Annotated in this window: 19 protein-coding genes, 2 tRNA genes, 2 pseudogenes and 1 riboswitch; of the genes and pseudogenes, 8 read left to right on the top strand and 15 right to left on the bottom strand. The window is 42.6% G+C overall.

The features are described 5' to 3' along the window. Positions 1-186: 186 nt before the first annotated feature. A pseudogene (locus tag NSU00_RS03580) lies at positions 187-1,324 on the bottom strand (acyl-CoA dehydrogenase family protein). A 140-nt stretch (positions 1,325-1,464) separates the two neighbouring features. Here NSU00_RS03580 and NSU00_RS03575 point away from each other — a divergent pair. Both NSU00_RS03575 and NSU00_RS03570 read left to right on the top strand, forming a co-directional pair. Next, positions 1,465-1,537, top strand: a tRNA-Thr gene (locus NSU00_RS03575). 18 nt (positions 1,538-1,555) lie between these two features. Further along, a tRNA-Ser gene (locus NSU00_RS03570) sits at positions 1,556-1,646 on the top strand. Between the two features lie 49 nt (positions 1,647-1,695). Here the strand turns inward: NSU00_RS03570 and NSU00_RS03565 are convergent. Both NSU00_RS03565 and NSU00_RS03560 read right to left on the bottom strand, forming a co-directional pair. Then, positions 1,696-2,481 carry a 5'-nucleotidase, lipoprotein e(P4) family gene (locus NSU00_RS03565; RefSeq protein ID WP_340702362.1) on the bottom strand — a complete coding sequence of 262 codons (786 nt, stop codon included), beginning with the start codon at positions 2,479-2,481 and terminating at the stop codon, positions 1,696-1,698. A 204-nt stretch (positions 2,482-2,685) separates the two neighbouring features. Next, positions 2,686-4,938, bottom strand: coding sequence for an MMPL family transporter (locus NSU00_RS03560; RefSeq protein WP_340703911.1), 2,253 nt, complete (start codon positions 4,936-4,938; stop codon positions 2,686-2,688). 41 nt (positions 4,939-4,979) lie between these two features. Between NSU00_RS03560 and NSU00_RS03555 the strand changes: the two are divergent. Further along, a pseudogene (locus NSU00_RS03555) lies at positions 4,980-5,690 on the top strand (MFS transporter); the annotation flags it as partial. A gap of 50 nt (positions 5,691-5,740) precedes the next feature. On the opposite strand, the gene gabP reads toward NSU00_RS03555, so the two are convergent. Next, positions 5,741-7,132, bottom strand: coding sequence for a GABA permease (gabP, locus tag NSU00_RS03550; RefSeq protein ID WP_340703429.1), 1,392 nt, complete (start codon positions 7,130-7,132; stop codon positions 5,741-5,743). A gap of 44 nt (positions 7,133-7,176) precedes the next feature. Continuing rightward, complete coding sequence (locus tag NSU00_RS03545) at positions 7,177-8,514, bottom strand: aspartate aminotransferase family protein (RefSeq protein ID WP_340703428.1); 1,338 nt, start codon at positions 8,512-8,514, stop codon at positions 7,177-7,179. 750 nt (positions 8,515-9,264) lie between these two features. On the opposite strand from NSU00_RS03545, the gene NSU00_RS03540 reads away from it, so the two are divergent. Both NSU00_RS03540 and NSU00_RS03535 read left to right on the top strand, forming a co-directional pair. Further along, positions 9,265-9,399, top strand: coding sequence for a hypothetical protein (locus tag NSU00_RS03540; RefSeq protein ID WP_340703427.1), 135 nt, complete (start codon positions 9,265-9,267; stop codon positions 9,397-9,399). A 72-nt stretch (positions 9,400-9,471) separates the two neighbouring features. Next, positions 9,472-10,101, top strand: a complete 630-nt coding sequence (locus NSU00_RS03535; RefSeq protein ID WP_340703426.1) for a hypothetical protein — start codon at positions 9,472-9,474, stop codon at positions 10,099-10,101. Between the two features lie 639 nt (positions 10,102-10,740). Here the strand turns inward: NSU00_RS03535 and NSU00_RS03530 are convergent. The 6 genes from NSU00_RS03530 to tenA all read right to left on the bottom strand — a co-directional run bounded on the left by NSU00_RS03530 (position 10,741) and on the right by tenA (position 17,159). After that, a complete protein-coding gene (locus NSU00_RS03530; protein WP_035182290.1) occupies positions 10,741-12,105 on the bottom strand; it encodes a PTS ascorbate transporter subunit IIC in 1,365 nt (454 codons plus the stop codon). A gap of 111 nt (positions 12,106-12,216) precedes the next feature. Further along, positions 12,217-12,516 (bottom strand): PTS sugar transporter subunit IIB, encoded by a 300-nt coding sequence (locus tag NSU00_RS03525; protein ID WP_035182291.1) that lies wholly within the window; start codon positions 12,514-12,516, stop codon positions 12,217-12,219. After that, entirely contained in the window at positions 12,513-14,630 is a 2,118-nt protein-coding gene (locus NSU00_RS03520) for a BglG family transcription antiterminator (protein WP_237348986.1), read from the bottom strand. The genes NSU00_RS03525 and NSU00_RS03520 overlap by 4 nt, the downstream gene beginning before the upstream one ends. A 358-nt stretch (positions 14,631-14,988) precedes the next feature. Then, positions 14,989-15,453, bottom strand: coding sequence for a phage tail protein (locus tag NSU00_RS03515; RefSeq protein ID WP_340703910.1), 465 nt, complete (start codon positions 15,451-15,453; stop codon positions 14,989-14,991). 326 nt (positions 15,454-15,779) lie between these two features. Then, entirely contained in the window at positions 15,780-16,298 is a 519-nt protein-coding gene (thiW, locus tag NSU00_RS03510) for an energy coupling factor transporter S component ThiW (RefSeq protein WP_340703424.1), read from the bottom strand. Between the two features lie 39 nt (positions 16,299-16,337). After that, positions 16,338-17,159, bottom strand: coding sequence for a thiaminase II (gene tenA, locus NSU00_RS03505; protein ID WP_340703423.1), 822 nt, complete (start codon positions 17,157-17,159; stop codon positions 16,338-16,340). Then, positions 17,151-17,240, bottom strand: a riboswitch (TPP riboswitch). It overlaps the preceding gene by 9 nt. Before the next feature lie 260 nt (positions 17,241-17,500). Between tenA and NSU00_RS03500 the strand changes: the two genes are divergently transcribed. Continuing rightward, positions 17,501-18,406, top strand: coding sequence for a TIGR01777 family oxidoreductase (locus NSU00_RS03500; RefSeq protein ID WP_327076450.1), 906 nt, complete (start codon positions 17,501-17,503; stop codon positions 18,404-18,406). A 47-nt stretch (positions 18,407-18,453) separates the two neighbouring features. On the opposite strand, the gene NSU00_RS03495 is transcribed toward NSU00_RS03500, so the two are convergent. The 3 genes from NSU00_RS03495 to NSU00_RS03485 all read right to left on the bottom strand — a co-directional run bounded on the left by NSU00_RS03495 (position 18,454) and on the right by NSU00_RS03485 (position 20,660). Then, complete coding sequence (locus tag NSU00_RS03495) at positions 18,454-18,768, bottom strand: hypothetical protein (protein WP_340703422.1); 315 nt, start codon at positions 18,766-18,768, stop codon at positions 18,454-18,456. 87 nt (positions 18,769-18,855) lie between these two features. Continuing rightward, entirely contained in the window at positions 18,856-19,953 is a 1,098-nt protein-coding gene (locus tag NSU00_RS03490) for a GH25 family lysozyme (protein WP_340703420.1), read from the bottom strand. Positions 19,954-20,405: 452 nt separating this feature from the next. Then, on the bottom strand, positions 20,406-20,660 hold the full coding sequence (locus tag NSU00_RS03485) for a hypothetical protein (protein WP_340703419.1): 255 nt from the start codon (positions 20,658-20,660) through the stop codon (positions 20,406-20,408). 559 nt (positions 20,661-21,219) lie between these two features. Here NSU00_RS03485 and istA point away from each other — a divergent pair. Then, entirely contained in the window at positions 21,220-22,815 is a 1,596-nt protein-coding gene (gene istA, locus NSU00_RS03480; RefSeq protein ID WP_412734241.1) for an IS21 family transposase, read from the top strand. Beyond that, entirely contained in the window at positions 22,799-23,569 is a 771-nt protein-coding gene (gene istB / locus NSU00_RS03475) for an IS21-like element helper ATPase IstB (protein WP_035191190.1), read from the top strand. The genes istA and istB overlap by 17 nt, the downstream gene beginning before the upstream one ends. Here istB and NSU00_RS03470 read toward each other — a convergent pair whose 3' ends face one another. Beyond that, the gene (locus NSU00_RS03470; RefSeq protein WP_340703418.1) at positions 23,570-24,835 is read right to left on the bottom strand and encodes a transposase family protein; all 1,266 of its coding nucleotides are present in this window, start codon (positions 24,833-24,835) and stop codon (positions 23,570-23,572) included. Between the last annotated feature and the right edge of the window lie 123 nt (positions 24,836-24,958).

Here is a 24,958-nt window from a genome sequence, read left to right as displayed (position 1 = left end):
GAAAACGTACGGGCTTATCCGGCAAATCATAGAATGTAAACGAACCATAGAGCGGCAACGGTGCAAATTCAGCACTTGCCGCTTTTTTAGCGGCAGCGGCAAAGCGGGCCAAAAAAAGAGGCGGCGCTTTGCTGCTTTGCGCCCCCCCTTTCTTCCCGGCTATTTAGACCATCGGATCTTTTTGTTTTACACCCGCGCGCCGAGCTGCATGAGGACGGCATCATCCATCGGCGGATTGTGTAATCCCGCACGCACATCCCGGTAATAGCGCTGCAGCGGGGTTTTTTCGGACAGGCTTCTGGCACCTACGATGCGCATCGCTAAATCAACTGCTTCTATCGCATGATTTGTAACCGCCATTTTCGCCGCCCCCAGTTCCGGGCCCATCTCTTTTCTTTGTTCTGCCCCGGCTTCATCCCACATTTTTGCAACCGAATACAGAAAATGCCGCGCCTGCATCAGTTTCAGCTCGATTTCACCGAATTTCTGGCGGATCGCCGGCAGTTCCGCAATCGGATGGTTCAGGCTGTTCGGCGTATACGATTTCGCAAACCGGGCCGCTTCCCGTTTCGCTGCTTCGGCAATGCCTAAATAACAGGCCGGGATATGGAGCAGATAACCGGCCGGCTCTTTCTTTTTCGTCTGGATCTCCGCCAGGTTCGCAAGCGGGACTTTGGCGTTTTCCAGCACAACATCATGGCTGCCGGTTGCCCTTAAAGCAATGCTGTCCCATGTTTCGATGACGGAAAGGCCTGCCGTATCCCGCGGAACGACAAAACTGCCAACCGCTTCTTTTTCCGGAATCGTTGCGGTAATGATAAAAAAGTCGAGCACCGGAGACATGGTGGCAAATGTTTTTCTCCCGTTTAATACCCATTCGCCGTTCTTTTCCGTTGCCGTTATTTTCCGGCATGCCACCGCGCGTCGGGCTGCCCGTTTGCACTTCGGTTGCGCAAGTGTTGATGAGGGCGGCCTCCCCTGCTGCCGCACGGCAAATGCGTTCAAACAATTGCCCGTTCCATGTTCTTGTTTCGGACAAATGCATGAAAATCCCCATATGCCATCCGATGGAAAGGGCAGTCGACCCGTCCGCAACCGCGATGGCCTCTTGCAGGCGGACAAGCTCATACAGCGAAATGCCGCCCCCACCGTAGTTTTGCGGCACAGTCAGCTTTGTATAGCCTGTTTCTTTTAAATCTTGAATATTTTCAAAAGCAAACCGCCCTTTCAAGTCATTGGCAGCCGCCCTTTCGGAAAACGGGCCGGCAAGCGTTTGAATCAGTTCCAGTTTTTCCTCCAGCGTTGAGGTTTGTAAAAAATCCATATCCTTTCCTCCCCGTAAAAACTCTTTCCTTTTATTTTACCGGAAACATGCCGGAAAAACATGACAACACTTTTTTTAAATTTCCTCTTGCAATCCGGATTTTATTATAATATAATTTACATTGTCCTGATTGATTCCATGCTGGTGTAGCACAGTTGGTAGTGCACTTCACTCGTAATGAAGGGGTCGGAGGTTCGAGTCCTCTCACCAGCATCTTTCTTTTTTCCATATGGAGAAGTACCCAAGCGGCTGAAGGGGACGCACTCGAAATGCGTTAGGGCGGGTGACCGTCGCGTGGGTTCAAATCCCACCTTCTCCGCCATACATAGCGCATATTAAAATTCCGGAAAAACTCCGGAATTTTTTTGCGTTTATGAACCACATGGCAGTTCATGTTCCCAATCCCCGTAAACCGGATTCGGGAATACGATAAACTTGCGGCCAAATGCATGGCGGAAACGGTCTGCTTCCAGGCTGCGCGCCTTGTTTCCTTTTGCGTCAAATGCCTTAAAAAAGTCCCCCAGATTATCACCGAACAAGGCAATGATGTCGTGGTCCTTTTCAACAGCCTGCCGGCGCGTTTCTTTGCTGCTTGTTCCTTGTTGCAACAGCACATGGGAACGGACGGCCTGCGGGATCCCTTCTTTTTTCAAGTTGCGAAGGGTGGCATCCATATATTTTTCGTCACGGTTTGAAATGTAATAAATATCGATTCCTTTTTTGTCGGCATATTTTAAAAAGGAAAGCGCCCCCGGGAGCGGTTTTGCTTTTGCTTTTTTCACCCATGCTCCCCAGCCGTTACCAAACGAAATGCCCTTTTCTGCCATATAAGATAAGTACGGCCCGTTGTCCAGCACCGTTTCATCGAGATCCAGCACGATGGCCCGCTTCTTTTTTACCTTTGTTTTCAGGCTCTCCTCCATACGCTGTTTTCCGATATTGTATCCTTGATAATAGAGCGCTCTTGCTTCCCCGGATGTCCGATACCAGGCAACCCCCATTTTGGTCTGTTCCGCTTTTTGCTTTGCCGTGCAGCCCGAAACCGGAACCGTCTTCATGACGGCAGCTTCCCGGTTTTGTTTGCCGCCTTCAGCAGAGCATCCTGCATTGCCGAGCACCAGTGCAAAGACCATTAGCAATCCTGCAAAATAGTTCATGCTTGCCCCTTCTTTCTAAAATGCTTTTACGTTTAGTATAGAGGAACCCCGGAAATTGATACATGCTAAAATGGCATCTTTCACGAGGGTGGCCAACGTTCACTTTTTTCCGGATTTTACCCGCACCTTCACTTAAGCCTATGTCTCATCCGTGCCAGCAAAAAGCAGCCCTTTTCCAATTTGGATAAGCGGCTGCTTTTTTCATTATCGCTTGGATGATTCTTTCTCCAGCACCAAGTTTTCTTTCTTTTTGTCCGAAAATATTTTTTCCAAGGCTTCCGGCAAGGCGATCATGCCTGGCAGAAAAAATGGCAATAGGATAAAGCAAAGCACGGCAAGGCCGGTAATGACAGCGATCGCCAATTCAGCCAGCAGGAGCATTCCTGAAGGCATCAGGGTGGCAAAGGTGCCGCCTAAAATAATGACAGCAGAAATGATGACACCGCCTGTATGTCTTGAGGCGAGTATAATCGCTTCCCTCGGGTCAAGCAGCGGATATTCCTTATAGCGCATCATCAGGAAGATGCTGTAATCTACACCAAGCGAGACGATAATAATAAAGGAAAAGAACGGCACAAACGAAGAAATGCCTTCATAGCCCAGCATGCCAAGAAAAATAGAGTTGATGACAAACATGGCTGTATAATAGGCACCGACAAAGGATGCCGTAATGAAAACCGGCGGCCAGAAAGACCGGATAACCAGCATGAGCACAAGCAGCACGCTGATGGTCACGATCACGGTCGATTTAGCAAGGTCCCTTGACAGAATATGGTTCATGTCGTTGGTCGTCGCACTTGTGCCGGCTGTCCCGCTGTCCGCTTTTGAAAGCACCGTTCCTTTCAGCCCGGCGGCAGCCGTATTATTGATCTTATCAATGGTATCCAATGATTGATTTGAATAAGGATCGTTGCTCAACACGACAGTCAGTTTCGTCACTTTTCTGTCATCCGACATATACGTCTCCATTGCTTTTTTAAAATCTTTGTTGGCGAGCGCTTCTTTCGGAATATGGAAGGTTTTTTCCGTTTTCAGCTGTGCCAGATAGTCATTTGTTTTGCCAAGGCCGTCTGAAATTTGCTTTAATCCGCGGTTAACATCCGACAGCTTATCGCCGAACTGTTTAAAACCGCTAAGGCCGGAAGCGAGTTGCTGCTGGCCCAATTTCATTTGGCCCAGCCCCTTTGCCACATCGTTCATATTGGTTACAATTTTGCCGATGCCATCAGACGCCTGGCCAAGCCCGGTTTCGGTCTTCTTGAGCCCGTCTGCCATTTGCGAAAGCCCGCCTGCCATCTTGGACAGATTGGCGTTTGCTGTCTTAAACCCGGCTGTCGTCTTGTCGTAATTGCTGTTCAGCGTGTTGATTCCTTCCGGCGTGATTTGCTTGAGGGACGATGAGAGCCGGTCCGTCATTTGCGAAAGCGCCAAATAGTTCCGGTCGCGCTGCACACTTGGCGTACTTTGCCCGAGCGCCGTCACGAGCGTCTGCATTTGTGCAATCGTACTTTTTACACCAAGGAGTGCTTGTGCAGCCTGCTGATAATTTTTGCCCATTTCAGCATAGCCGGCCTGCATTTTCCCGTAATTTGCAGACAATGCGCTGATCCCGCTGCTCATTTGGGAAAGATTTTTTTCAATGGTAGCGATACCGTTTGCCAGTGTTTCCGGCTGGTCGGACCCATTGCCAATGCCGTTTTGGATTTTTTCAAGTCCGGTCGCGAGAGCGCCCATTCCGTTTTCAAGTTTGGCGGTTCCATCTACCATGTCGTTCACTTTGGAAAAATCGGCGGATCCGAGTTTCTCCCGCGCTGTCTTTAATCCGGCATTGATTTGGTCTACACCGTTCTGCGTTTGCGACAAGCCGTCCGTTACCGTAATCATCTGCTTATCGATGTAAAAATCCTCCATTTTCTTTCCTTCAGGCCGCGTAACCGAAGAAACTTTCTCGACACCGTTTATTTTTTCCAGCCTTTGTGCAATATTGTCAATGACAGCCATGGACGCGTTGTTATCCATTGCTTTTCCGTTTTCAATCACAACCTCCGCAGGCATGGACTGCCCTTTCCCGAAATGTTCAGCAACAAGGTTGATTGCTTTGGAAGAAGGGTATTGATTGCCAAGTTCCCCGACCGTATCAAAATTCAGCTTCTCCTGATGGAAGATCAATGCCGGGGCAATGATCAAAAGAATGAGCGTGACTGTAATAATCGGATGTTTTACGGCGATGAAAGAAGCTTTTCCCCAGTACCGGTTCGGCTTATGCCCGCCTGCATTTTTCGACGGCCAGAAAAGCTTTGTACCAAGGACTTTCATGATGAAAGGGGTTAGGGTTAAAATTTCAAGCAAAAGGATCGTTACCCCGATCACCACAACGACACCTGACCGATATATCGGCGATTCGGAAAATATAAGCGCCAGAAATGCGATAAAAACGGTCACAATACTATAGGCGATCGTTTTTCCCGCCGTCCGGTATGTGCGGACAATTGCTTCATCTGTTTGCCCTTGCCTCTGTCATTGCCATTGTAAATGCGGCAGCCATGTTTTCCGGCATGATTTTAACACCTGCCTATGTGCAAAACGTACGGGGCATCTCTCCGCTTGACTCCGGCTTAATGATGCTGCCGGGCGCCATCGCCATGGGGATTATGTCGCCGATCACCGGAAAGCTGTTTGATCAATTCGGCCCGCGCCTGCTGGCTGTCACGGGGCTTTCCATCACAGCTGTTTCCACCTATATGCTGGCGAATTTGCAAATTGACTCAAGCTACACCTATATTATTCTGGTTTACACACTCCGGATGTTCGGGATGTCGATGGTGATGATGCCGATTATGACGAACGGCTTGAATCAATTGCCTTCCCGGCTGAACCCGCACGGAACGGCGGTTAACAATACAGCACAGCAAGTTTCCGGGTCAATCGGAACAGCCGTTTTTGTCACGATCATGAATGCTGTCACAAAATCGAAAGCGGAAGACCTGATGTCCGGGATCAATCCGCTTCACTTTACAGCAGCTGATAAAGCCGCCTTAGGGCAAAAAGCGTTGCTGGCCGGCATCCAATATTCCTTCTACGTCGCGCTCGCCATTAATATTGTCGTATTGATCATGTCCCTTTTTGTGAAACGGGCAGATACATTTAAACCAGGCGCCAAAAAGGAAAACAGAAAGAAACCCTTGCAAACAAAACCGGCTTCAGATTAACAGCTGATGAGTGGCACCGCCTTAAAAAGAGGCGGTGCTTTTTGCTGTGCTTAAGATTTTACGCTTGAATCTTCACTGTCCAGCGGCAGCGTACTTGTTTTTTTAGGATGCAAAAGGAAATACGAGCCGACAACGAGAGCGGCAATAAGCAAAGTCAGCAGTACTTGCGTGCGCAATGAGTCGATAAAGATCATCGCGACTAAAACTGCAACAATGCCCAAAATGGTTACATAGGTTAAATACGGATACAGCCACATTTTCACCTTCAAGGCATCCGGATTCGTTTTTTCCACCGTCCGGCGCATGCGCAAATGGGAAAAGGCAATGACAAGGTAAACCAATAAAGCAATCCCGCCTGAACTGTTTACTAAAAACAAGAATACTTTATCCGGGGAAATATAATTAAAGACGACCCCGACATAAGCGAAAACCGTGCCGCACAAAACGGCATAAACCGGTACCCCGTTTTTATTTAACTTCAGAAAAATTTTCGGGGCATCGCCCGCTTTTGCCATCCCGTACAGCATCCGCGAATTTGTGTATAAACCGGAATTCAAACAGGAAAGGACGGCGGTCAGCACAATGAAATTCATAATCTGGGCCGCTGCCGGAATGCCGACATGTTCAAGAACGGCGACGAACGGGCTTTTCAACAGATTCGCCGAGTTCCACGGAAGCAAGGTGGCTACAACTGCAATCGAACCGACATAAAAGATCAGAATCCGCCAAATGACACTGTTGGTAGCCGTTCTGACTGCCCTTGCCGGTTCGGAGGATTCCCCAGCTGCAACAGCAACAATTTCGGTTCCCATAAAAGAAAAAATGACAACCGTAATGCCCAATAGGACGCTGCCAAAGCCATTCGGCATAAAGCCGCCATGCCCGGTCAAATTGGAAAGCCCCGGGGACTGGACGCCCGGAACGATGCCGAAAATAACGGAGAGGCCGAGCAGCAGGAATAAAACAATAGTGGCCACTTTAATAATTGAAAACCAGTATTCGAATTCGCCGTACGATTTAACGGAGTATACATTGGTGAGCGTCAATAAAACGGTTAATATTAAGCTTAAAAGCCATGACGGCAATTCAGGGAACCAGTATTGAATATTCGCTGCCCCCGCAGTTGCTTCAATCGCAATGACAATGACCCAAAAGAACCAGTACAGCCAGCCAATCGTGTACCCTGCCCAAGGGCCAATGGCTTCACGCGCATAGGTGGAAAACGAACCGCTTGTCGGGTTCACCGATGCCATTTCCCCCAGCATTCTCATAACAAAAATGACAAGTAAACCTGCCAAAGCATACGAAATGACTGCACCCGGGCCGGCCGAATGGATGACGGCGCCGCTTCCCATGAACAAGCCGGCGCCAATGACTCCTCCGATTGAAATCATCGTAATATGGCGAATTTTCAAGTCCTTCTTCAGTTGCTGATTCTCCAAACCCTCTCTCTCCTTTGAAGCACATTTTCTAACAAGAAACGTTTTTACAATTGGAAGATGCTTTCTTTTAAAACCTGTACGATCGTGTGAAAGTCATCATCGGTTATGCTTAACGGCGGGGAAAGCTGCAAGACATTGTTAAATCCCGCAACAGTATCGCCGTTCTTGCCGATTAACAGGCCTTTTTCTTTGCAGGCGCTTATCACTTTGTTCAGTTTTTCGACTGCAGCCGGTTCCTTTGTTTGTTTATTTTCCACGAGCTCAATGCCAACCAGCAATCCTTTTCCGCGGACATCCCCTACATTTGGATGATCCTTCAGGCTTTTTAGCGCTTCTAGCAGCCGTTCACCCAGTAAGCGGGAACGTTCAAACAACGCCTCATTTTCCATTAATTCTAAATTCTTTAAAGCCAGCGCACAGGCTGCAGGATTTCCTCCGAATGTGTTAACATGCCGGAAACGGTCATAATCTTCACTGCCCGCATATGCCTCGTAAATTTCCCTTTTGACAGCAGTCGCTGATAGCGGGAGATAACCGCTCGTAATCCCTTTTGCCATTGTAATGATGTCCGGCTTCACGCCGTAGTGCATAAAACCAAATGCCTTTCCGGTCCGTCCGAATCCGCAGATGACTTCATCACAAATCAGAAGGGCACCGTGCTTTTCGCAAATCTCTTTCACCTTCGCCATATAACCATCAGGCGGCAGTAAAATCCCTCCGCCAGTAATGATCGGTTCCATAATAACACCGGCAATCGTTTCACTTAGCTCCCACGTCATTACACGGTCGATTTCCTTGGCACTTTCAAGCGTTTCCACGTCATCCGGATGCCGGTACGTGTCAGGAGGTGCAACATGAAGAAATCCCTGTCCAAGCGGTTCATACTTATACTTTCTTTGTGCCTGGCCTGTTGCCGCAAGCGCCCCCATCGTATTGCCGTGATACGCGCGATAACGGGAAATAAACTTGTACCGGTCCAGGTCCCCTCTTTGCCGGTGGTATTGGCGGGCAATTTTAAAAGCCGTCTCATTGGCTTCCGAACCGCTGTTAGAGAAGAAAATGACGTAATCCCCGCCAAGCCATTCGTTTAATTTTTCGGCCAGCTGAATGGCAGGCACGTGGCTTTGGGATAACGGATAGTACGGCATCTCAAGAAGCTGCTTGTATGCCGCTTCCGCCAATTCTTTCCGGCCGTAACCGGTATTCACACACCATAACCCGGCCATCCCGTCCAAATAGCGGTTACCCTCAATGTCCGTTACCCAAGCACCTTCCGCTTTTGTGATAATCAAATTGGGCTGCCCGGGACTTGCGGCTCCCCTCATGGCATGCCATAAATATTTTTCATCTGTTTCCTGTAACGTTTTTGTTTGCAAATGCATTCATCCTCCCATCCCCTTGATTCAGTTACACGCTGTCGTCTTTTTTGCGCGTAAAAACAGTGTGCATCCTTTGCCCATTTCCCGGCCAAAAGCAGCCCATTGGCAATATCCGGACTGCCTTGCCGCTTGAAAGTATGCGCTTCCATTTTTTACATTACCGCATTCGCCCCGGCATGGCATCCATCCTGAAAAAATATGCTGGACTTTCATTCTTCTTTACAGAACGGGTGTCTCCCCCCTGCCGCCCATATCGATTTTTCGCCATTTGCCATGCCATACCCCTGTTTCGCAACTGTTTTTGTAAGCGGATTCAGCAAATGGTTTGACAAATGATTCACCTATTCACATTACATTCCGACAGAGAACCATCCTCCAACCATAAAACTGAAGAAACCAGTAGCCAGAATTTTGGATATAAAAGGTGCCCCCTGCCCGGAACATCACAATGGTTGGCTAAATAACACTATGCGCATATTATAGAATGAATTTTTTCGCTTTTCAATACCTTTTTTCTGACCACAGGCAGAAAAGGTTTTATTGCAGCCGTGTCTGCCATTATCTGAAAAAAGGCATTTGTGATGGAATTTGTAACCTATGAGAAAGAAGATAATACCCCATAAAGAAAAACTAATGAGGAACGTGAAACGGATAGAGATTCAAAAAAATTGTATTTTTTTAATTTTTTATGGAATCGATTTCAAAATGATGTTATAATAAGTGCGTCACATATCAAAAAGGAGGCTAATAGTTATGAAAGTAAAGTTATTTAGAGTAATTGTCCCTGTTGCTTTGTCAATTTCTTTGGTTTCTTTTCCTTCAGTAAACTTTAGCTCAGTTGTTCATGCTGATGAAAAGCCTACCATCGATTCTGTTCCCGAACTTTAAGCAAAGGTTGTTAGTGAACTAAAAAAAGATAATCCTACCACTGATGATCAAGTTGATTCATCCATCGACAAGGTGTATGAAGAAAATACTGTAAATATTGACACGAAAGAGTTTCAGGACAAAGAAATTTTACCTGATATTGATAAGCCATCGGAAGACTTAGGAACAGGCCAAGAAGTAAATTTAGATGATTATGTAGATGAAAATATTGATAATGGAAACTTTGTCGAAGAAACGATAAACGATAATGTTTCGGTAATATTTACAGATGGTCCCGCCTATTTTGTAAATATTACGGAAGAAACACCAACATTAAGTAATACAAACGTATTATATGCAAGGGCCGCCACCAAAAATACCAAAACTATTACACATACTTACACGGCTAAGGGATATGTGCTAGGGCAAACTTTATTTAAAGTAGGTGTAAAAGGCTATTTCTCTTATAACCATTCAAAAGTTACTCCTCATTTTGTGGATGCGTGGTATAGAAGAGGTAATTTATCAATATGGCAAGTTTCTGGGTGGTCACATGGGACGCTTATAAATAGTGCCAATCATGGAGAAGTCTATGGAAAAGGAAATTTTCATTATGGTGCTGAATATCAAGGGATAGAGCTTACTGTTGAAGATGTTTATGTTAAAGTTTATATAAGAGGAGATAAAAACGGAAAGACTTGGTCCGGGCAAACCATTAAATGAAATGATGAATGGAGGTGTGCGGCTTGAAAAGCTTCTTTTTATCTAAAACGTTTATTATTACTTATTTGATTGTCTTAGTTGCATTTGCATCACAAATAATGTCTCCAGCTATAAATGTTAATTATATTGCCTTGATCTTTGGATCTTTTGTGATCGCTGCAGTAATCACATTTATAATAAAAGCATTCATCAAATTAATAGATGTAATCACGAAAAAAACATCTTAAAAAAGCTCCTATATAAATGAACAAAATATCGCGGCTCCGTTGCCTGCTGAATAAAGTAGGCCTCATGCAAATTGCTGCTCATGCTTGATGAAAAACTTAAGTTCATTTTATATAATAAGGGCTTTTTCTTAACACCGTTGTTTTCATTTTAAACATTCGCATGAGTAGGCACCATCAGCAACTCGGCTTTCTACATTAAAAGAAAGCTCTTTTCGCGGCTACAAAAAGAGCTTTCTTTCGTTTTTAAGCCAATTGCTTTTTCTTTTTAAGTGATTTGAAGAGTCCCACAGCATTTTAGCAGTACATCCGTTCATACGGATCCATTCATCCGCTTTAGTCTTTTAAAATGGCAGCCATGGATGTCCAGACCATTTACACTTATCTCATCTCTAAAATTCCCCAAACCAATTGGTTATTTATTTCCAGCAGGATTTGCATTTTTCTTTTTGAACGCGGTTAGAATAAGCATAATGGCAAGAACAGCAAAAATTCCTGTCGTTATCAGTACAACGCCTCCTAATCCTCCTAAACCTCCTAAGAAAAGGCCGACAACACCATAGTCTGTATCAGAGAATGTAGAATTTTCAAAGCCAAGATTGCCTAATACCGGCATCAACGCAATCGGCATGAAACTAATAACGATTCCATGGATGAATGAACCGAGTATCGCACCTCTGCGCCCGCCTGTTGCATTGCCAAATACCCCTGCTGTTGCACCACAGAAAAAGTGAGGAACGACACCTGGTAAAACGATTATCGTGTGGAAGGCAATCATCAGAAACATGCTCACGATTCCTCCGATAAAGCTTGAGAAAAAGCCGACCAAAACAGCATTTGGGGCATATGGAAAAACAATTGGACAGTCAAGTGCCGGTTTAGAGTTTGGAACTAATTTTTCAGAAATCCCTTTAAACGCCGGAATGATTTCGCCTAAGATCAAACGGACACCCGAAAGGATGACAAACACACCTGCAGCAAAAGTACCTGCCATTTGGATGGCATAAATAATAAAGTTTGTTCCATCGCTTAGTTTTGCTTCAATATATCCTTTGCCAGTAAAAATAGCTAGAATTATATAAATAACTCCCATCGTAAGCGTTATGGCAACCGTTGAATCACGCAAGAAGGAAAGGCCTTTTGGGACTTTAAGATCTTCTGTTGAATGGTTTTGATTTCCGAAAAATTTACCAATAACAGCTGAAATCATGTATCCAAAATTACCGGTATGTCCAAGTGCAACTTCATCTGTACCAGTAACATTTTTCATGAATGGCTGCACGATAGCCGGTGACAAGGCATTTGCCATTCCGAGAATCAATCCGCCTAAAAGGATTAAGGGTACGGATGTAAAACCGGATACCGTCATAATGACCGCAATCATACAGGACATATATAAAGTCGCATGCCCTGTTAAATAGATATATTTAAATCTCGTAAATCGTGCAATGAAAATATTGACAATCATGCCAACCAGCATAATCAATGCTGTTGGTGTACCATATTTTGTGAGGGCAAGGGCTACAATCGCCTCATTATTTGGGACAACACCCTGAACGGAAAAAGCATGTTTAAACATTTCCCCAAATGGTGTTAAAGAATTCTGTACAATACCCGCACCCCCTGTTAAAACCAGGAATCCTACAAACGTCTTTATACCGCCCAGCAATATGTTACTGATCGATTTCTTTTGAAGGATTAAACCGATAACGGCAATTAAAGCAACAAGAAGTGCCGGCGTACTGGCAATACCAATTAATACATTTAAAAAATCTTTCATGATCTCGTCACCTCAATTTGTCTGAATGAAAAAATAATGCTTTGTTCATTCATCTTTGGTTAGATCTGGATAAAAACCCATCCATGCACGAATTTTTTGCTTATCCATGAATTATTCAGGCAAACGACCGGATTCTTGCAAAAATTGAACCACTTTTTCTTTCAATTCATTTTTATCAATAATACTTTTTAATACTGTTACTTTCTCGGCTCCAAGTTTTTCAGTTGCCTCAGCTAAATCCTGGCCGACAAAGAAATGGTCTGCAGAATCCGGGGTAGCACTTCCCATATCGAAGTGAGTCACTTCAATATCATCCTGATTAATCCCTAATTGATCTAAAATCGACTTGATGTTCATTTCAATCATGAAACTGGAACCTAAACCTGATCCGCATACAGCTGCAATTTTCATTGAATATTCTCCTCCTCTGTAATAATGGATAAAATTTCTTCTTTCGTTTTCGCATGTAAAAGTTGCTCTAATTTTTCTTCCTTCCCCAGCAATGTTGCAAGCTCGGATAATGCTTTTAAGTGGGCCGTATTATCGATGGCTGCTAAAGTAATAAAAATCCTAACCGGATGTTCTTTATCTACTAAATCAACCGGTTTATCAAGCTTCAACAGTGACATTCCTAAGTGCTTGACACCATTTTCGGGACGTGCATGCGCCAAGGCAATTTCTCTGCCAATATTGATAAACGGCCCATGCTGATTGACAACGTTTATCATGGCATCAATATATTCCTGGTTAATTTTGCCCTCCATTAAGAGCGGGCTTGCGCTCTTTTGAATGGCTTTCATCCAATCGAGGCCATCATTTTTTACAACTTGAATTGTATGATCAGTTAATAGCTCACTCAGCATTGGCTGATAGATCCCTCCTGTTCCACTCTTGAAGTTTGGTTTATTAAACAGCTGAATTAATCCTTGTGTTAAGCCATTAAAGTCATGAATCTTCGCATAATCACTAACAACATCCAAAATAGATGAGACAAGTTCATTTCGATAAATATCAAATTGAACAAGATTTTTGGTGAGTATTTTTAAATCCTGATGATCCGGGATGGAATGAACTGTAATGACTTTTTTATTTTTTTCCGGAATGTTTACCGTGGAAATCACCAGGTTTTCCTGTATTTCCGATTGTTTTAAATACTCTCGCTCTGTGATTGGACCTTCAAAACTTACAAATGGAAACAACGATTGAAGTTTTTGTTTCAAGATGGCTGCAGTTCCAACACCGCTGCTGCAGACAAGCAAAACTTTTTGAACTGCTTTTGTAGGCCAGTTTTTCCTTTGTTTATCAATTTCCGCACCAAAATAAATCGAAATTAACGAGATTTCATCTTCACTGATAGAATGTTTACAAAAGGCTTCAAAAGGCTGAATGGAGAATCTTGTAAAGGAAAATACATTCCCGTAATTCTTTTTGATCTCCTTTAACAGCCTGTTTTGATACTTCACGCCATAACGCACCCGATAGTAACAAGCAAGAAGATGCACGTACAGATTCTTTTTCAATTCATAAATATTATCGAAATTGATGCCGGATATTTGTTGAAAACGTAAAATCACTTTTTCAACGACCGTATCCAATCCGGTAAATTTTTGCGGTGCATATTTGGACTCCGAACTGATAAAATTGATCTGGCTGCTTAAAAGAAGTGTTTCTATATAAAAGATTTCGTTTTCATATGTTTCAGGATTAATATCAAATAACTTTAACAGCTGCGAAACCAGTTCGTATTCAGGGTACGTTTTTAGAACATTTAATTCGTATTCTTTTAATGGTCCGACTGTTCTATTCTTTTTAATTCGCTGAATAACAAACGGGATATAAACCGATAAAATGTTTATAGCGTCGTCCGAAAAATGTTTTCCTGTCAATCTTTCTACATCTTCTAACCATGCACCAGTTCCACGTATGAATTGATTTTCAGCTTTGCAATCGATGAAGCGTTGAAAATATTCACTGCTTATCATTTTTCTATACAAATTTGAGTGATTGCTAATAAATTCATGAAACCACCAACGGATATCTTCTTCTTTTCCGCTTAACCAGTAGCCGTGTTTAGGATCATTCTTAAGAGTAAGATTAGACTTTTTAAGCAGGCTTCTGGCCCGATCAATATCTGTTATAGCAGTATTTCTTGAGATATTTTCAAGTTCAGACAGCCCTTCAAGGGTAACTTTTTTCGTACTGATTAGACTAAGCAGAATATCTATGTTGCATCTTTCATCTTTTGAATATTTAATCGGTGTTAATTCTTCGATGACATCACCTGTTTTAAGTATTTTTTCTTTCGTTTCTTTTTTTAGATAGTAGCCCTCATTCCTGACATTTTGAATAGGCTCCATTTTTTTTGCAAGCAATTCTTTATTTAGAGCGTTGAAAATATAATAGACCGTTCTTTTGGAAATTTTAAAGGTGCTTGATAAATCTTCAACAGATGTGTATCCTTCTTGATGCGCTAAATAATTTAAAATCAGCTTTTTCTTGGAAGCGCCCATATTTTTCACTCCCATTTGTTCCTCCTTCCTACATCTTCATCATATAACAAATGTTAAAACATGTAAGCGCAATCAGTGCAGAGGGTTATGTGCAAAATTGGGCTTCTTAATTGAAGGATCAACTAAAATATTTACAATATCACTAGGATGGGGAGTTTTTCTCAGCTGGGCGGAAATTGGAATATCTTACAGTTAAGTTGAAAAAACAAATGAAATTAATAAAAAGTGATGGAAAATGTGGCATTGGTTATGTAGATGGCAGTTGATAGAATAGTTTACGTCCTTGAAGAACGAAAAGTACCGAAAGTTTGCCGGACGAATCAGCTTTTGGCCTGTTCTGACTCGTCCAGCAAGCTCGTCCAGATTATTGCTTTTAATACTCGCCTTTTATGACAAAAAATGACCCCCGTATGGTGCCGGCCAGTTTTGACTTTTGTCTGGCAAATTTAAATTTCCCTTCTAATTCCTTTGGTACTTCCATCCCCTCAGAAAGTTTAAAACCAACCGCCCGCTTCTTCGGATCATCTATGGAATACATTACATTGACAACGAGGCCATCCTCGTAAAAGACGTAAGCAAATTGGATATTTTCCACTTGAAAACGCGAAGTTTCCAATGGCTTGGCTGCAAATTCAATGCCGCGTTCTTCTTTCAAAATTCTATTCACATAGTCAAGGGTCTCCCTGCTTTCTGCAGCTGGAAAAACAGTAAATACGTGTTTGTATTTATTCATAAAATAACGCGCCTCATTCGCACGCAAACCGGCCAGCGCCTTCGCAACAGGCGAAGACTCCAGACCAACAGCAGACACATTTTTGAAATCAACGGTATGGGAGATGCGCAATTCTCCTTTTCCTGAATGGATTTGATTGTTAACACAAAAATATATGAAACCTATTCTATACTCAACAGTTCACAATATTTGTCATAACTCCCCTTAAGGACAATTCAAAAATCATAACTGATATTTTCAGGCCCGCCGCCCGGCATTTCTATTATAGCAAAATGGCATGCAATGAATGGGACTATGCCGGAGTGCGTCATAATGCCAACAGCATCAGGCTCTGTTTTCAAGAGCCTGATTTTGCTGGCATGGATTTTGACCGGCTGCTTGCAACCTGTATGTACCGTGGTAAATGCCTTGAATCCTCCCCGGTGCTTGGCTCAAAGCTTGTGGTTGCTTGTGGTATGATTGATCATCCTGCCCCATCCTTTATTCTTTTGTAAAACTTTTATCAAAACATAGCCAAAAATGGCCCCTGCAAAAGAGCTTAAAAAGAAGGCAGGGATAAATCCGAAAAGCGTTGACGCTTGGCCGAGCAGGAAAACAGCAATAGGATAACAGGCCAGCGCACCGAGAATGCCTGTCCCCATGACCTCCCCAACAAAGGCAAAAATGAGCTTATTCGTCTTCGCGTACAGATAAGCTGCCAAAAACGCGCCGATCATGCTTCCCGGAAAGGCAAAAATACTTCCTGTCCCAAGCAAGTTACGTAAAAGCGAGGATATAAAAGCTTGCGCAACCGCATAACCGGGGCCGAGCAGAACAGCCGAGAGTATGTTGGCAAAATGCTGTACCGGAAAAATTTTTGCAAAACCTACGGGGATATAAATCAAGCTGCTGGATGCAGTTGTGATAGCCGCAATAACTGCAGTTGCTGTTATTTTTTGTGTTTTTCTCATTAGAACCAACCCTCCCTCCTTTTTAGTTGCGAATGAAAATCAGACCGGCCAGTCTTGTTTTTTATCGTTCATATCCCAAAATAAATACTCATACTTTGAGGCTATTTGGAAATGGTGTTCTAAGACTGCCAGTTCCGTTTCTGATTTTCCGCTTGCCAGTTGGTCCATTAAGTCAATTAACCACTGCGTTCCGGAGCCGAACGTTTCTGAAGAATAGGTTTCGATCCATTTCTTGTAAGGATTGGTCTCCAATGTGTCTCGATGATTTAATTTCAGCAGTTTCCCAATTTCCCAATAATCCCAGGCACACGGCAACAAGCAGGCAACAAGTTCAGCCAAGCTTCCATTGGCGGCCACTTGCAGCATATAACTTGTGTAAGCAAGATTGGCCGGCGTTAGTTGAGTTGCTTCTAAATCCGTGCGTGTAATGCCAAACTCGGCAGCGTATTGGCGGTGCAGTTCCATCTCAAAATGCAACGATTCATGGAGAACCGCAGCAAATCTCGTCATAATGTCCAGGTTACCCGCTTTCACAACACCCATGGCAAACAGTTTTGCGTACTCAACTAAATATACGTAATCCTGCTTTAAATAATAGATAAATTTATCTCTTTCTAAAGTTCCGTTCCCCAGTCCCACGACAAAAGGATGGTTATGGTTTTTCTCCCAAATCGGCTGGACATTTTGATATAGCCTTTCTGTAAAAGATCGTTTCAACAATGATTCCTCCTTGTTTACCGGGAAACCGATTGCGGTTTGCAGGCTGGTTTCTCCCTTTGCCCTAAGCAGCTTCAAAATAAAAAACCCGCCCTCCATCGGAAAGCGGGTGTATAAATTACAAATCATCAGGTGTAATTTCATCACCTACTTCCCTACGCTAGTACGAACTAGATCAGGTTCAAAGGGTACTTCTCAGCCAACCCGGCGCCCCTAGTAGACTATTATGAATATTCATTTTCATTACTCTTACCATATCATAGTCCCGAATTTTGTGCAACAGGAGATTTATCATCCTAATCTTGATTAAAATGTCGTCTTCCATTAACTTTTTAATATCGGGACAGCTCCGGGAACATCACAGAAGGCTTTTTCCCATAAACAAGGACGAATGAGTTGGAAACCTTGATTTTTCATCATTCGTGCCCATTTATTCCTGACTTAAGTTGCAAACCGTGGAGAAATTTGCAGAACGGAGGGCAAAAATGAGGATTGTGATCGCTGGCGGGACCGGATTTATCGGGCGGAAATTAACGGATATGCTTCTTCGCGAAGGGCATGAAGTGGTCATTTTAACAAGGAAAGACAAGCAGCCGGCAAATCGTGTGCAGTATGTAAAATGGCTGGTGGAAGATGCTTCTCCCGAAAATGAAATAGGGAATGCGGATGTATTCATCAACTTGGCCGGCGTGTCCATAAACGATGGAAGATGGAGTGCCAAACACCAAAAACAAATTTATGAAAGCCGGATGTGCGCAACAGATGAAATGTTGCGCATCCTGTCTGCCATGCCGCGCAAACCGGCAGTGCTGGTCAATGCAAGTGCAATCGGCATCTATCCGCCATCACGCAATGCTGTGTATACTGAAAAATCATTGCAAAGGGCAAATGATTTTCTTGGCAGGACGGTATCGGGTTGGGAAGCCAATGCGAAGCAAGCAGAAAAACATGCCATCCGTACTGTCTTATTGAGATTCGGCGTTGTGCTTGGAAAGGAAAACGGAGCACTGCCCCTTATGGTATTGCCGTATAAATGGTTTGCTGGCGGCACAGTCGGTTCCGGCAATCAATGGGTCTCGTGGGTGCATATAACAGACGTAGTAAGATCGATCTTATTTGCTATTAAAAATGAGAACATCCGCGGCCCGGTCAATGTCACTGCCCCTTCGCCTATAACGATGAAGGCATTTGGCAAAACCATTGGTGCTGTTTTACACCGGCCGCATTGGCTTCCCGTACCTTCTTTTGCCTTGAAACTGGCACTCGGGCAAAAAAGCAGCCTTGTGCTTGAAGGCCAGCATGTACGCCCGGAAGTCCTCATGCAGGCAGGATTTGAATTCATGTTCCCGACGCTCCGGCAAGCTTTGGAAGATTTGCTTACAAATCCATAAGGGCAAAAAAGTACAGGCAACGAACGCCACGGCAGAAGGGCCCCTCTTCACACGCGCATAAAAATAAAGGTCTCCCAACAGCCGTCTTCCGCTGTTGGGAGACCTGGTTTCATCCTGATGGTAGGTCCCTGGTCTTTGTATTTCATTTCAATAGATACTAGAGGTACATGGCTATCCATTTGAAATCTGATACGCTTCTTTGCACCCCAGCCTGAAAAATACATCATTCGCGATTTTGATTTTCTGCACGCGCTTTTACTAGACTTTCCAACCTTCATTACCGTTTTCAATGTCATCAATGGCTGGCATTTCCATTCAGACACCACGTCCGGAAAATGCGCATGAACTTCAACCCATTTCATACATATGCCCCGCGTTTTATTTTTATCCATCATGTACACAAACAAATACTGTTTGGTTATCTGCCGTTCCATTTTTTACAAAAAACCTTAGCCGCCAATGGCCTTGTTGTAAGTCAGATCGAAATCAAAATTTCCTTTTACGCCGTTGATCTTACAGTTTGTTTTACGATGCTGCCAAACGTCAGCCTGCATGCCGAGCGTTGCGTTATAACGTGCAATCCATAATAGATTCCCCTTGGGCAGTTTCGATGCATTTAAACGATTCTTGTAAAAATCGTAGTACGTATAGATCCCAGTATGTTGGAATCCTTTGCTTTTCAACTCGGTGATAAAGGCATCCACATAGCGGGTTAAAGTATCTTTGTTTTTCGATAGATTCTCGTATTCGACATCCACAAAAACATAGCCAATCTGTTGTTTCACAGGACTTAGCCTCTGCGCAAAATGGTCTGCTTCCTGTTTCGCGGCCGTTATGGAAGTGGCGTCAAACATGTGATAAACATGAACTTTTAAACCGGCTTTGGCTGCCGCTTTAACATCCTGGACAAAATAATCCTCGGTGCCCGTTTTTGGCAAATCGGTTCCCTCACTTGCTTTTATAATCGCATAGCTAAAACCCGCCGCTTTCACTTTTTTGAAATCAATCCCGTTTGTCCCGGATGGTTGCAAATATGATAAATCTATTCCCCGTTTGGCGTAGCGGACAATATGGGTATCGTAAGTTTGGGCATATCCGTAATAGCCGTCTGCATAACCAATGGTCAGCCAGTGGCCCTGTTTCGCATAAACGGTAACCGGCGTTGCGAGATAAAGCGTATTTTTCAATGTTTTTCCCGTACGAATGTCGTGCAAATACACTGTATCAGCAGCATAGCCGGTATACCACGCCTTTGGTCTGCCGTTTGCCATATATTTTTTATACGCATAGGCCGTTTTATTTTGAAATTGAACGCGGTAATAGCTGCCCGACGAACCGGTGACAAATACCGGTGCATTGCCGGGCAAAGTGCCAACTTTTTTGCCGGCGCTTGATGCTTTCGAAACAAGGTTCACCGATCTGGTTGCATGTTTGACAGTAATGGAAGTTGCATGCGCCTTGATGAACAAACCATTTGAAAAAGTGGGGAATACAAAAGCGAAAGCCATTACAAAAGAGATCACGCACTTAAATCCAAATTTGACCATCTTGTCCCCCTATGAATATATGAGATTACCTTATTCTAACATTTAATATAAGGGCTGTCATCGCCCGAATGATGGCGGATTCAATCCGAGACCATGAAAATAAGGATAAATTTTCGGGATAGAAAATAATCCCGGCGTTCGGCACCTCAGTGAGAGAAGCCCTGAAATTGGAAAAGTAAAGTTTCCCATTTCAGGGCTTCATATTTTTTAGGCTTCATTCGTCAAAAACAAATGTGTGGCAAACTGCACTTGTCCGAAATTTACGTAAGTAACAGATAAGATGCTGGTGAGTATTACTAAAAAGACTTAATTTTTATTAATCGTTTTGTAGATAATTCAAAAATCCATTTTTATATTATTTCTTTCTTTTACATCTGAAGGGTATCCCCGAATATTGCTCAATTCGTCCAGCGCAGTTTGTGACCAAAATACACGATACTCTTTGTCCACGCTTAAGACTCCTTGAAACGTCTCCGAAGATACTTAAGCCCCTGTTCTTTGCTGAAAATGCGTCCGTTTCGCCGATCTTCGCGACTCTTTTGAACCTGACGAACAACTTCTTCATCTTTTGCCAGATATTCAACTTCCTTTTCGTTTAGTGCTTGTTCTCCCCGCTTGAAGGTTAAAAATTCAATAAAATCATACACTTCAAGGACATCTTGTTCAGGAATTTGATCAATCATCCGCTTTAATTCTTCACGGCTCACCCTCAAAACCTCTCACCGCCTGGTGGTTTATTTCTTCATTATATCAAATTTAAAACGCAAACACATTCCACATGGCTCAGGTTCAGTTCTGAAGAGTAAATTCATCAATTTTTAGATGTTTTATGATAAAATGACTTATCCACATTTAGAAAATTTTTCCATCTATTTTTTCTGCTTTCAAAGTCAAAAAGAGCCGAATTTGCAAATTTCTTTTTTAAAATTGTGGATAACTTCAAAAAAACCTTTTTTTACATCACATCCTTTGCTATAATATAACCATTAAGTAAACCTTACTTGTATTGGCTTACTTAAATGGGTGAAATCCTCGTCTGTTAAAATACGTGTCCGAAACGATTCCAACAGATTGTGAATGCTAAACTAAAGTAGACCATTCCTGCTAGATAAAAATGAACACTTTTACTGAGATATGGGGGCAGGTATTTTGCATTTGATAGGTGTTGCCCCGGGGAGGGGCAACACCTATCAAATGCATCGACGTTATTCCCCTGATAATAATTCCCTCGATACGATATAATAATATAGTTTGATTTATATTGTTATGGAGGAAGTAAAGGTGGACAAATGGGAAATGTACATGAAGATCAAGCAATTAAAAGAACAAGGATTTAAGATAAGAAGAATAGCCAGAAAGCTTGGTATATCAAGAACCACAGTATATAAATATCTGGAAAAGTCTCCGGAAGAAATGGCTTTGTGGGAGGCCTCAACAAAGACTCGAACTAAGAAGCTCGATGCTTATGAAATGATTATTCATACTTGGCTGAGTGAAAACCCAGATGTGTCTTCGGCACAGATCCATGATTGGTTGATGGAGCACTACCCTAAACTAATTGTTGGGGAAAGTACGGTACGTAGTTATGTCAAAGAACTTCGTGAAAAATATGCCATACCAAAAGAGACACATCAACGGGTTTATCAAGCGATACCTGACCCGCCAATGGGGCAACAAGCTCAGGTAGACTTCGGGAAAACCAATCAGAAAACGCCTCAAGGTAAATGTGTAAAATTGTATTTTATAAGCTTTGTGTTATCGCATTCTAGATATAAGTATGTTGAATGGCTGGACAGGCCTTTTACGACAAAAGATATGATTCGCATGCATGAGCACGCTTTCCAATACTTTGGAGGGATGACCGATGAACTGGTATATGATCAGGATGCCCTGCTCATGGTAAACGAGAATGCGGGAGATTTAATTCTGACAAAGGAATTTCAGTCTTATCGGGAAGCGAGAAAATTGAAGGTCTATTTCTGCAGAAAAGCTGACCCGGAAAGCAAAGGGCGAATTGAGAATGTCGTTGGTTATGTGAAGGGCAATTTCGCCAAACACCGCATCTTTCAAAATATTGATCAATGGAATGAAAGCTGCATATCCTGGCTGGAGAGGACTGGGAACCGAAAAGTGCATAATACAACAAAAAAAAGGCCAGTTGAAGTGTTTACATTGGAAAAGCAACACCTCAAACCGGTTATCAAAGAAATTACTACTACAAGTATTAATTCTAGTATAACAAGAACAGTGCGTAAGGACAATACGATCGTCTATCAATCCAATCGCTATTCGGTTCCTCTCGGAACCTATCAAAAAGATAAAGATGTCTATATTGAAATAACAGCTGAGAATCGTCTGGTAATACGTGAACAAACAGATGGGCCAGTTATTGCCAACCATATCATTTCATTCGAGAGAGGAAAACTTATACAAGATAGGCAGCACACACGAGATCGTACTAAAGGGATAGCTGCGTATATTTCCACTGTATCTTCGTATTTTACAGATGAAGAAAGGGCTAAAGCTTTTCTGGAAGAAATTCATCACAGATATCCACGTTATGTTCGGGATCAGCTGGGAATCGTTTTAAAGATGTCTAAAGCTTCTGATCAAAGAACTAGGGATGAAGCATTGTGCGAATGCATCAAACGTGGGATATACAGTGCGAGTGAATATAGTGACGTACTGGCATTCATTCAGCGACAGCAGCAACAAAAAGAGGAATTTAAACGGGCAGAAGAGGAGATTAAGGCATTGCATGGCATAGAACCTTCACTTCTGGATACACAGCCGGAGAACCGGGAATTAGCACAATATTTGGATGTGTTGAAAGGAGCAACAAAGTATGACACAGTCACTTGAACAACTTCAGCAGCAGCTTCGAACATTGCGATTATCAGAGACGGCAAATCATTTGCCATCTCTGATTCAAGAAGCTGAATCACAAGATTGGACATACCGCACTTTTCTGGAACATCTGACTAGCTATGAGTTGGAACGCCGAGATGAGAAATTGATTGAAAAACGATTAAAATGGGCAACGTTTCCGTTTTACAAGACAATAGATGCATTCCAAGTAGACGAGCAACAATCGCTAAGTAGGAGACAGATCAATCAGTTAAAAGAATTCACATGGCTTGATCAGCTTTTTAATTTAATTATTCTGGGACCGCCTGGAGTAGGAAAAACACATTTGGCAACGGGATTAGGGATAGAGGCAATTCATCAGGGCTACAAAGTTTCTTTTATCTCCATGGGGCAGCTTATCCAAACATTGAAGACGGAAGATGTTACCCGAAAATCGCAAACAAGAATGAAGCGCATCCGGGATTCAAACCTGGTCATCATTGATGACTTGATGTTCATGGCCATGGATTCACGGGAGGCAAATTTGTTTTTCCATTTAATTAACGACTTGTATGACAATGCTTCTGTCATTCTAACTTCTAATAAGGGCCCAAATGAATGGGGTGAACTATTGGGGGATCCAGGTATTACGACAGCTATTTTGGACAGATTATTACACCGAGCAGAAGTCATCCATTTTAGGAACGATGACAGCTATCGTATGAAACATCGATCATCCATTTTTATGAAAAAAAGTGTTCAAAATTAATTAGCAAAAAGTGTTCAATTTTACTTGACGGCTACACAGATTTGAGGATTTTTCTTTTGCCGTTTTTTTGAGTGCTTTTAAGATTGACGAACCTTTTTCAAACAGCTGTCTAATAATATCTGTTATTTGAACTAATAAATAATGATTTTTCATGGCTGTGTAGTTTTGGCTATTGGCATGTTCTATATTGTAACGATTATTTTTTTGTTCGTTAAATCCTTGATTTTCAATCTTCCAGCGGCTTCTTCCTGCAGCGATGAGTCGTTCCACGTTCTTTTTCGTGATTTTAATATCCGTTATAAATACATACTCTTTCGATTTCCCATCCTCTGTTTTCATTGTGGCCTCCATCAGATTGACCGTTCTGTCTTTGTAGGCAATATCATTCACCCAAACTAATGAATTCTGATCCTTACTTTGTTCCAGCTCTTTTATTGCCTTAAACTCCGTCGAGATACTTTTAATTCTCCCTTCCTTAAATCTGCATATATATTTCCATTTGTGCGCCCTGCACAGATTAAATACCGTTTCACATGCATAGAGACTATCTCCCAAGATACAAATCGGTAGTCTTTTAAATATTTTTTTTATTTTCTTTGCCAGCCTGTCGAAGGCTTTTAATTCACAATCTTGCTTAGAAACATTTTCTGATTCATTTTCGATAAATTCGGAGGCAATACTGAAGACCATATCCCCCACGACAAGCTTGGCTTCAAGTACATGGTGCATATAAAGTACGTTCGTTTCTCCTGTTTCTTTATTTGTATATGCCCGTCTCAGGCAGTGTTTACAATGTTTCTCATGAAAGGTGTGTAATCCAGTTCCATCAATGATGACACCCCAGTACTTTCCTTCAATTCGATAAGACTCGAGAGACCTTTTTTTCAATAATTCTTTAATCATATACGTTCTAATTTTTTCTAATTCATTTACATCTAAGCCAGATAAAAAGTCGTTAATTGTATCATAATGTGGAAGTTCTTCAAGAGAATCTAAGCCTAACACCTTCCCTACATTTTTAATACATTCTTCTTTATTAAAACTCTCACTCATGTTTCTCATGGATTTTAGGCCGGTCATATTTTTCAACATCATCGTAAATAAAAGGACCTCTGGACCATAAGTGATATAGCTTTGATGTCGGTGGTCTGCTACCTTTTTTAGGTTATTCATCAGGTCTTTGAAAAAATGCTTCTGAATTTTAAGGAACTCGAAAAAATAATTTGCTTCTTTTTCACGATTTCTTTTTTCTTTTCTAGTAACCAAAATAAAAACCCCCTCAAAACAGCCAAGTTTAATTAGGGCTTGCTGAACGAATCAAATTTTAGCTTGTATTCGACTTGTCACTAAGCCATGCCAAAATATTCGTCCAGCAAGCTCTAATTATTT

Source organism: Weizmannia sp. FSL W8-0401 (assembly GCF_038009125.1).
Classification (GTDB): Bacteria; Bacillota; Bacilli; order Bacillales; family Bacillaceae_C; genus Weizmannia; species Weizmannia coagulans.
The sequence above is the reverse complement of the archived record's forward strand: the minus strand, read 5'-3'. Positions and strand labels throughout refer to the sequence as shown.

Bases quoted from the DNA above. Each gene is read 5' to 3' on its own strand.
- NSU00_RS03565 (WP_340702362.1), bottom strand. From the start codon at position 2,481: ATGAACTATTTTGCAGGATTGCTAATGGTCTTTGCACTGGTGCTCGGC.
- NSU00_RS03545 (WP_340703428.1), bottom strand. From the start codon at position 8,514: ATGCATTTGCAAACAAAAACGTTACAGGAAACAGATGAAAAATATTTA.
- NSU00_RS03540 (WP_340703427.1), top strand. From the start codon at position 9,265: ATGAAAGTAAAGTTATTTAGAGTAATTGTCCCTGTTGCTTTGTCAATT.
- NSU00_RS03530 (WP_035182290.1), bottom strand. From the start codon at position 12,105: ATGAAAGATTTTTTAAATGTATTAATTGGTATTGCCAGTACGCCGGCA.
- NSU00_RS03525 (WP_035182291.1), bottom strand. From the start codon at position 12,516: ATGAAAATTGCAGCTGTATGCGGATCAGGTTTAGGTTCCAGTTTCATG.
- NSU00_RS03520 (WP_237348986.1), bottom strand. From the start codon at position 14,630: ATGGGAGTGAAAAATATGGGCGCTTCCAAGAAAAAGCTGATTTTAAAT.
- thiW (WP_340703424.1), bottom strand. From the start codon at position 16,298: ATGAGAAAAACACAAAAAATAACAGCAACTGCAGTTATTGCGGCTATC.
- tenA (WP_340703423.1), bottom strand. From the start codon at position 17,159: ATGAAATTACACCTGATGATTTGTAATTTATACACCCGCTTTCCGATG.
- NSU00_RS03500 (WP_327076450.1), top strand. From the start codon at position 17,501: ATGAGGATTGTGATCGCTGGCGGGACCGGATTTATCGGGCGGAAATTA.
- NSU00_RS03495 (WP_340703422.1), bottom strand. From the start codon at position 18,768: ATGAAATGGGTTGAAGTTCATGCGCATTTTCCGGACGTGGTGTCTGAA.
- NSU00_RS03490 (WP_340703420.1), bottom strand. From the start codon at position 19,953: ATGGTCAAATTTGGATTTAAGTGCGTGATCTCTTTTGTAATGGCTTTC.
- istA (WP_412734241.1), top strand. From the start codon at position 21,220: ATGGAGGAAGTAAAGGTGGACAAATGGGAAATGTACATGAAGATCAAG.
- istB (WP_035191190.1), top strand. From the start codon at position 22,799: ATGACACAGTCACTTGAACAACTTCAGCAGCAGCTTCGAACATTGCGA.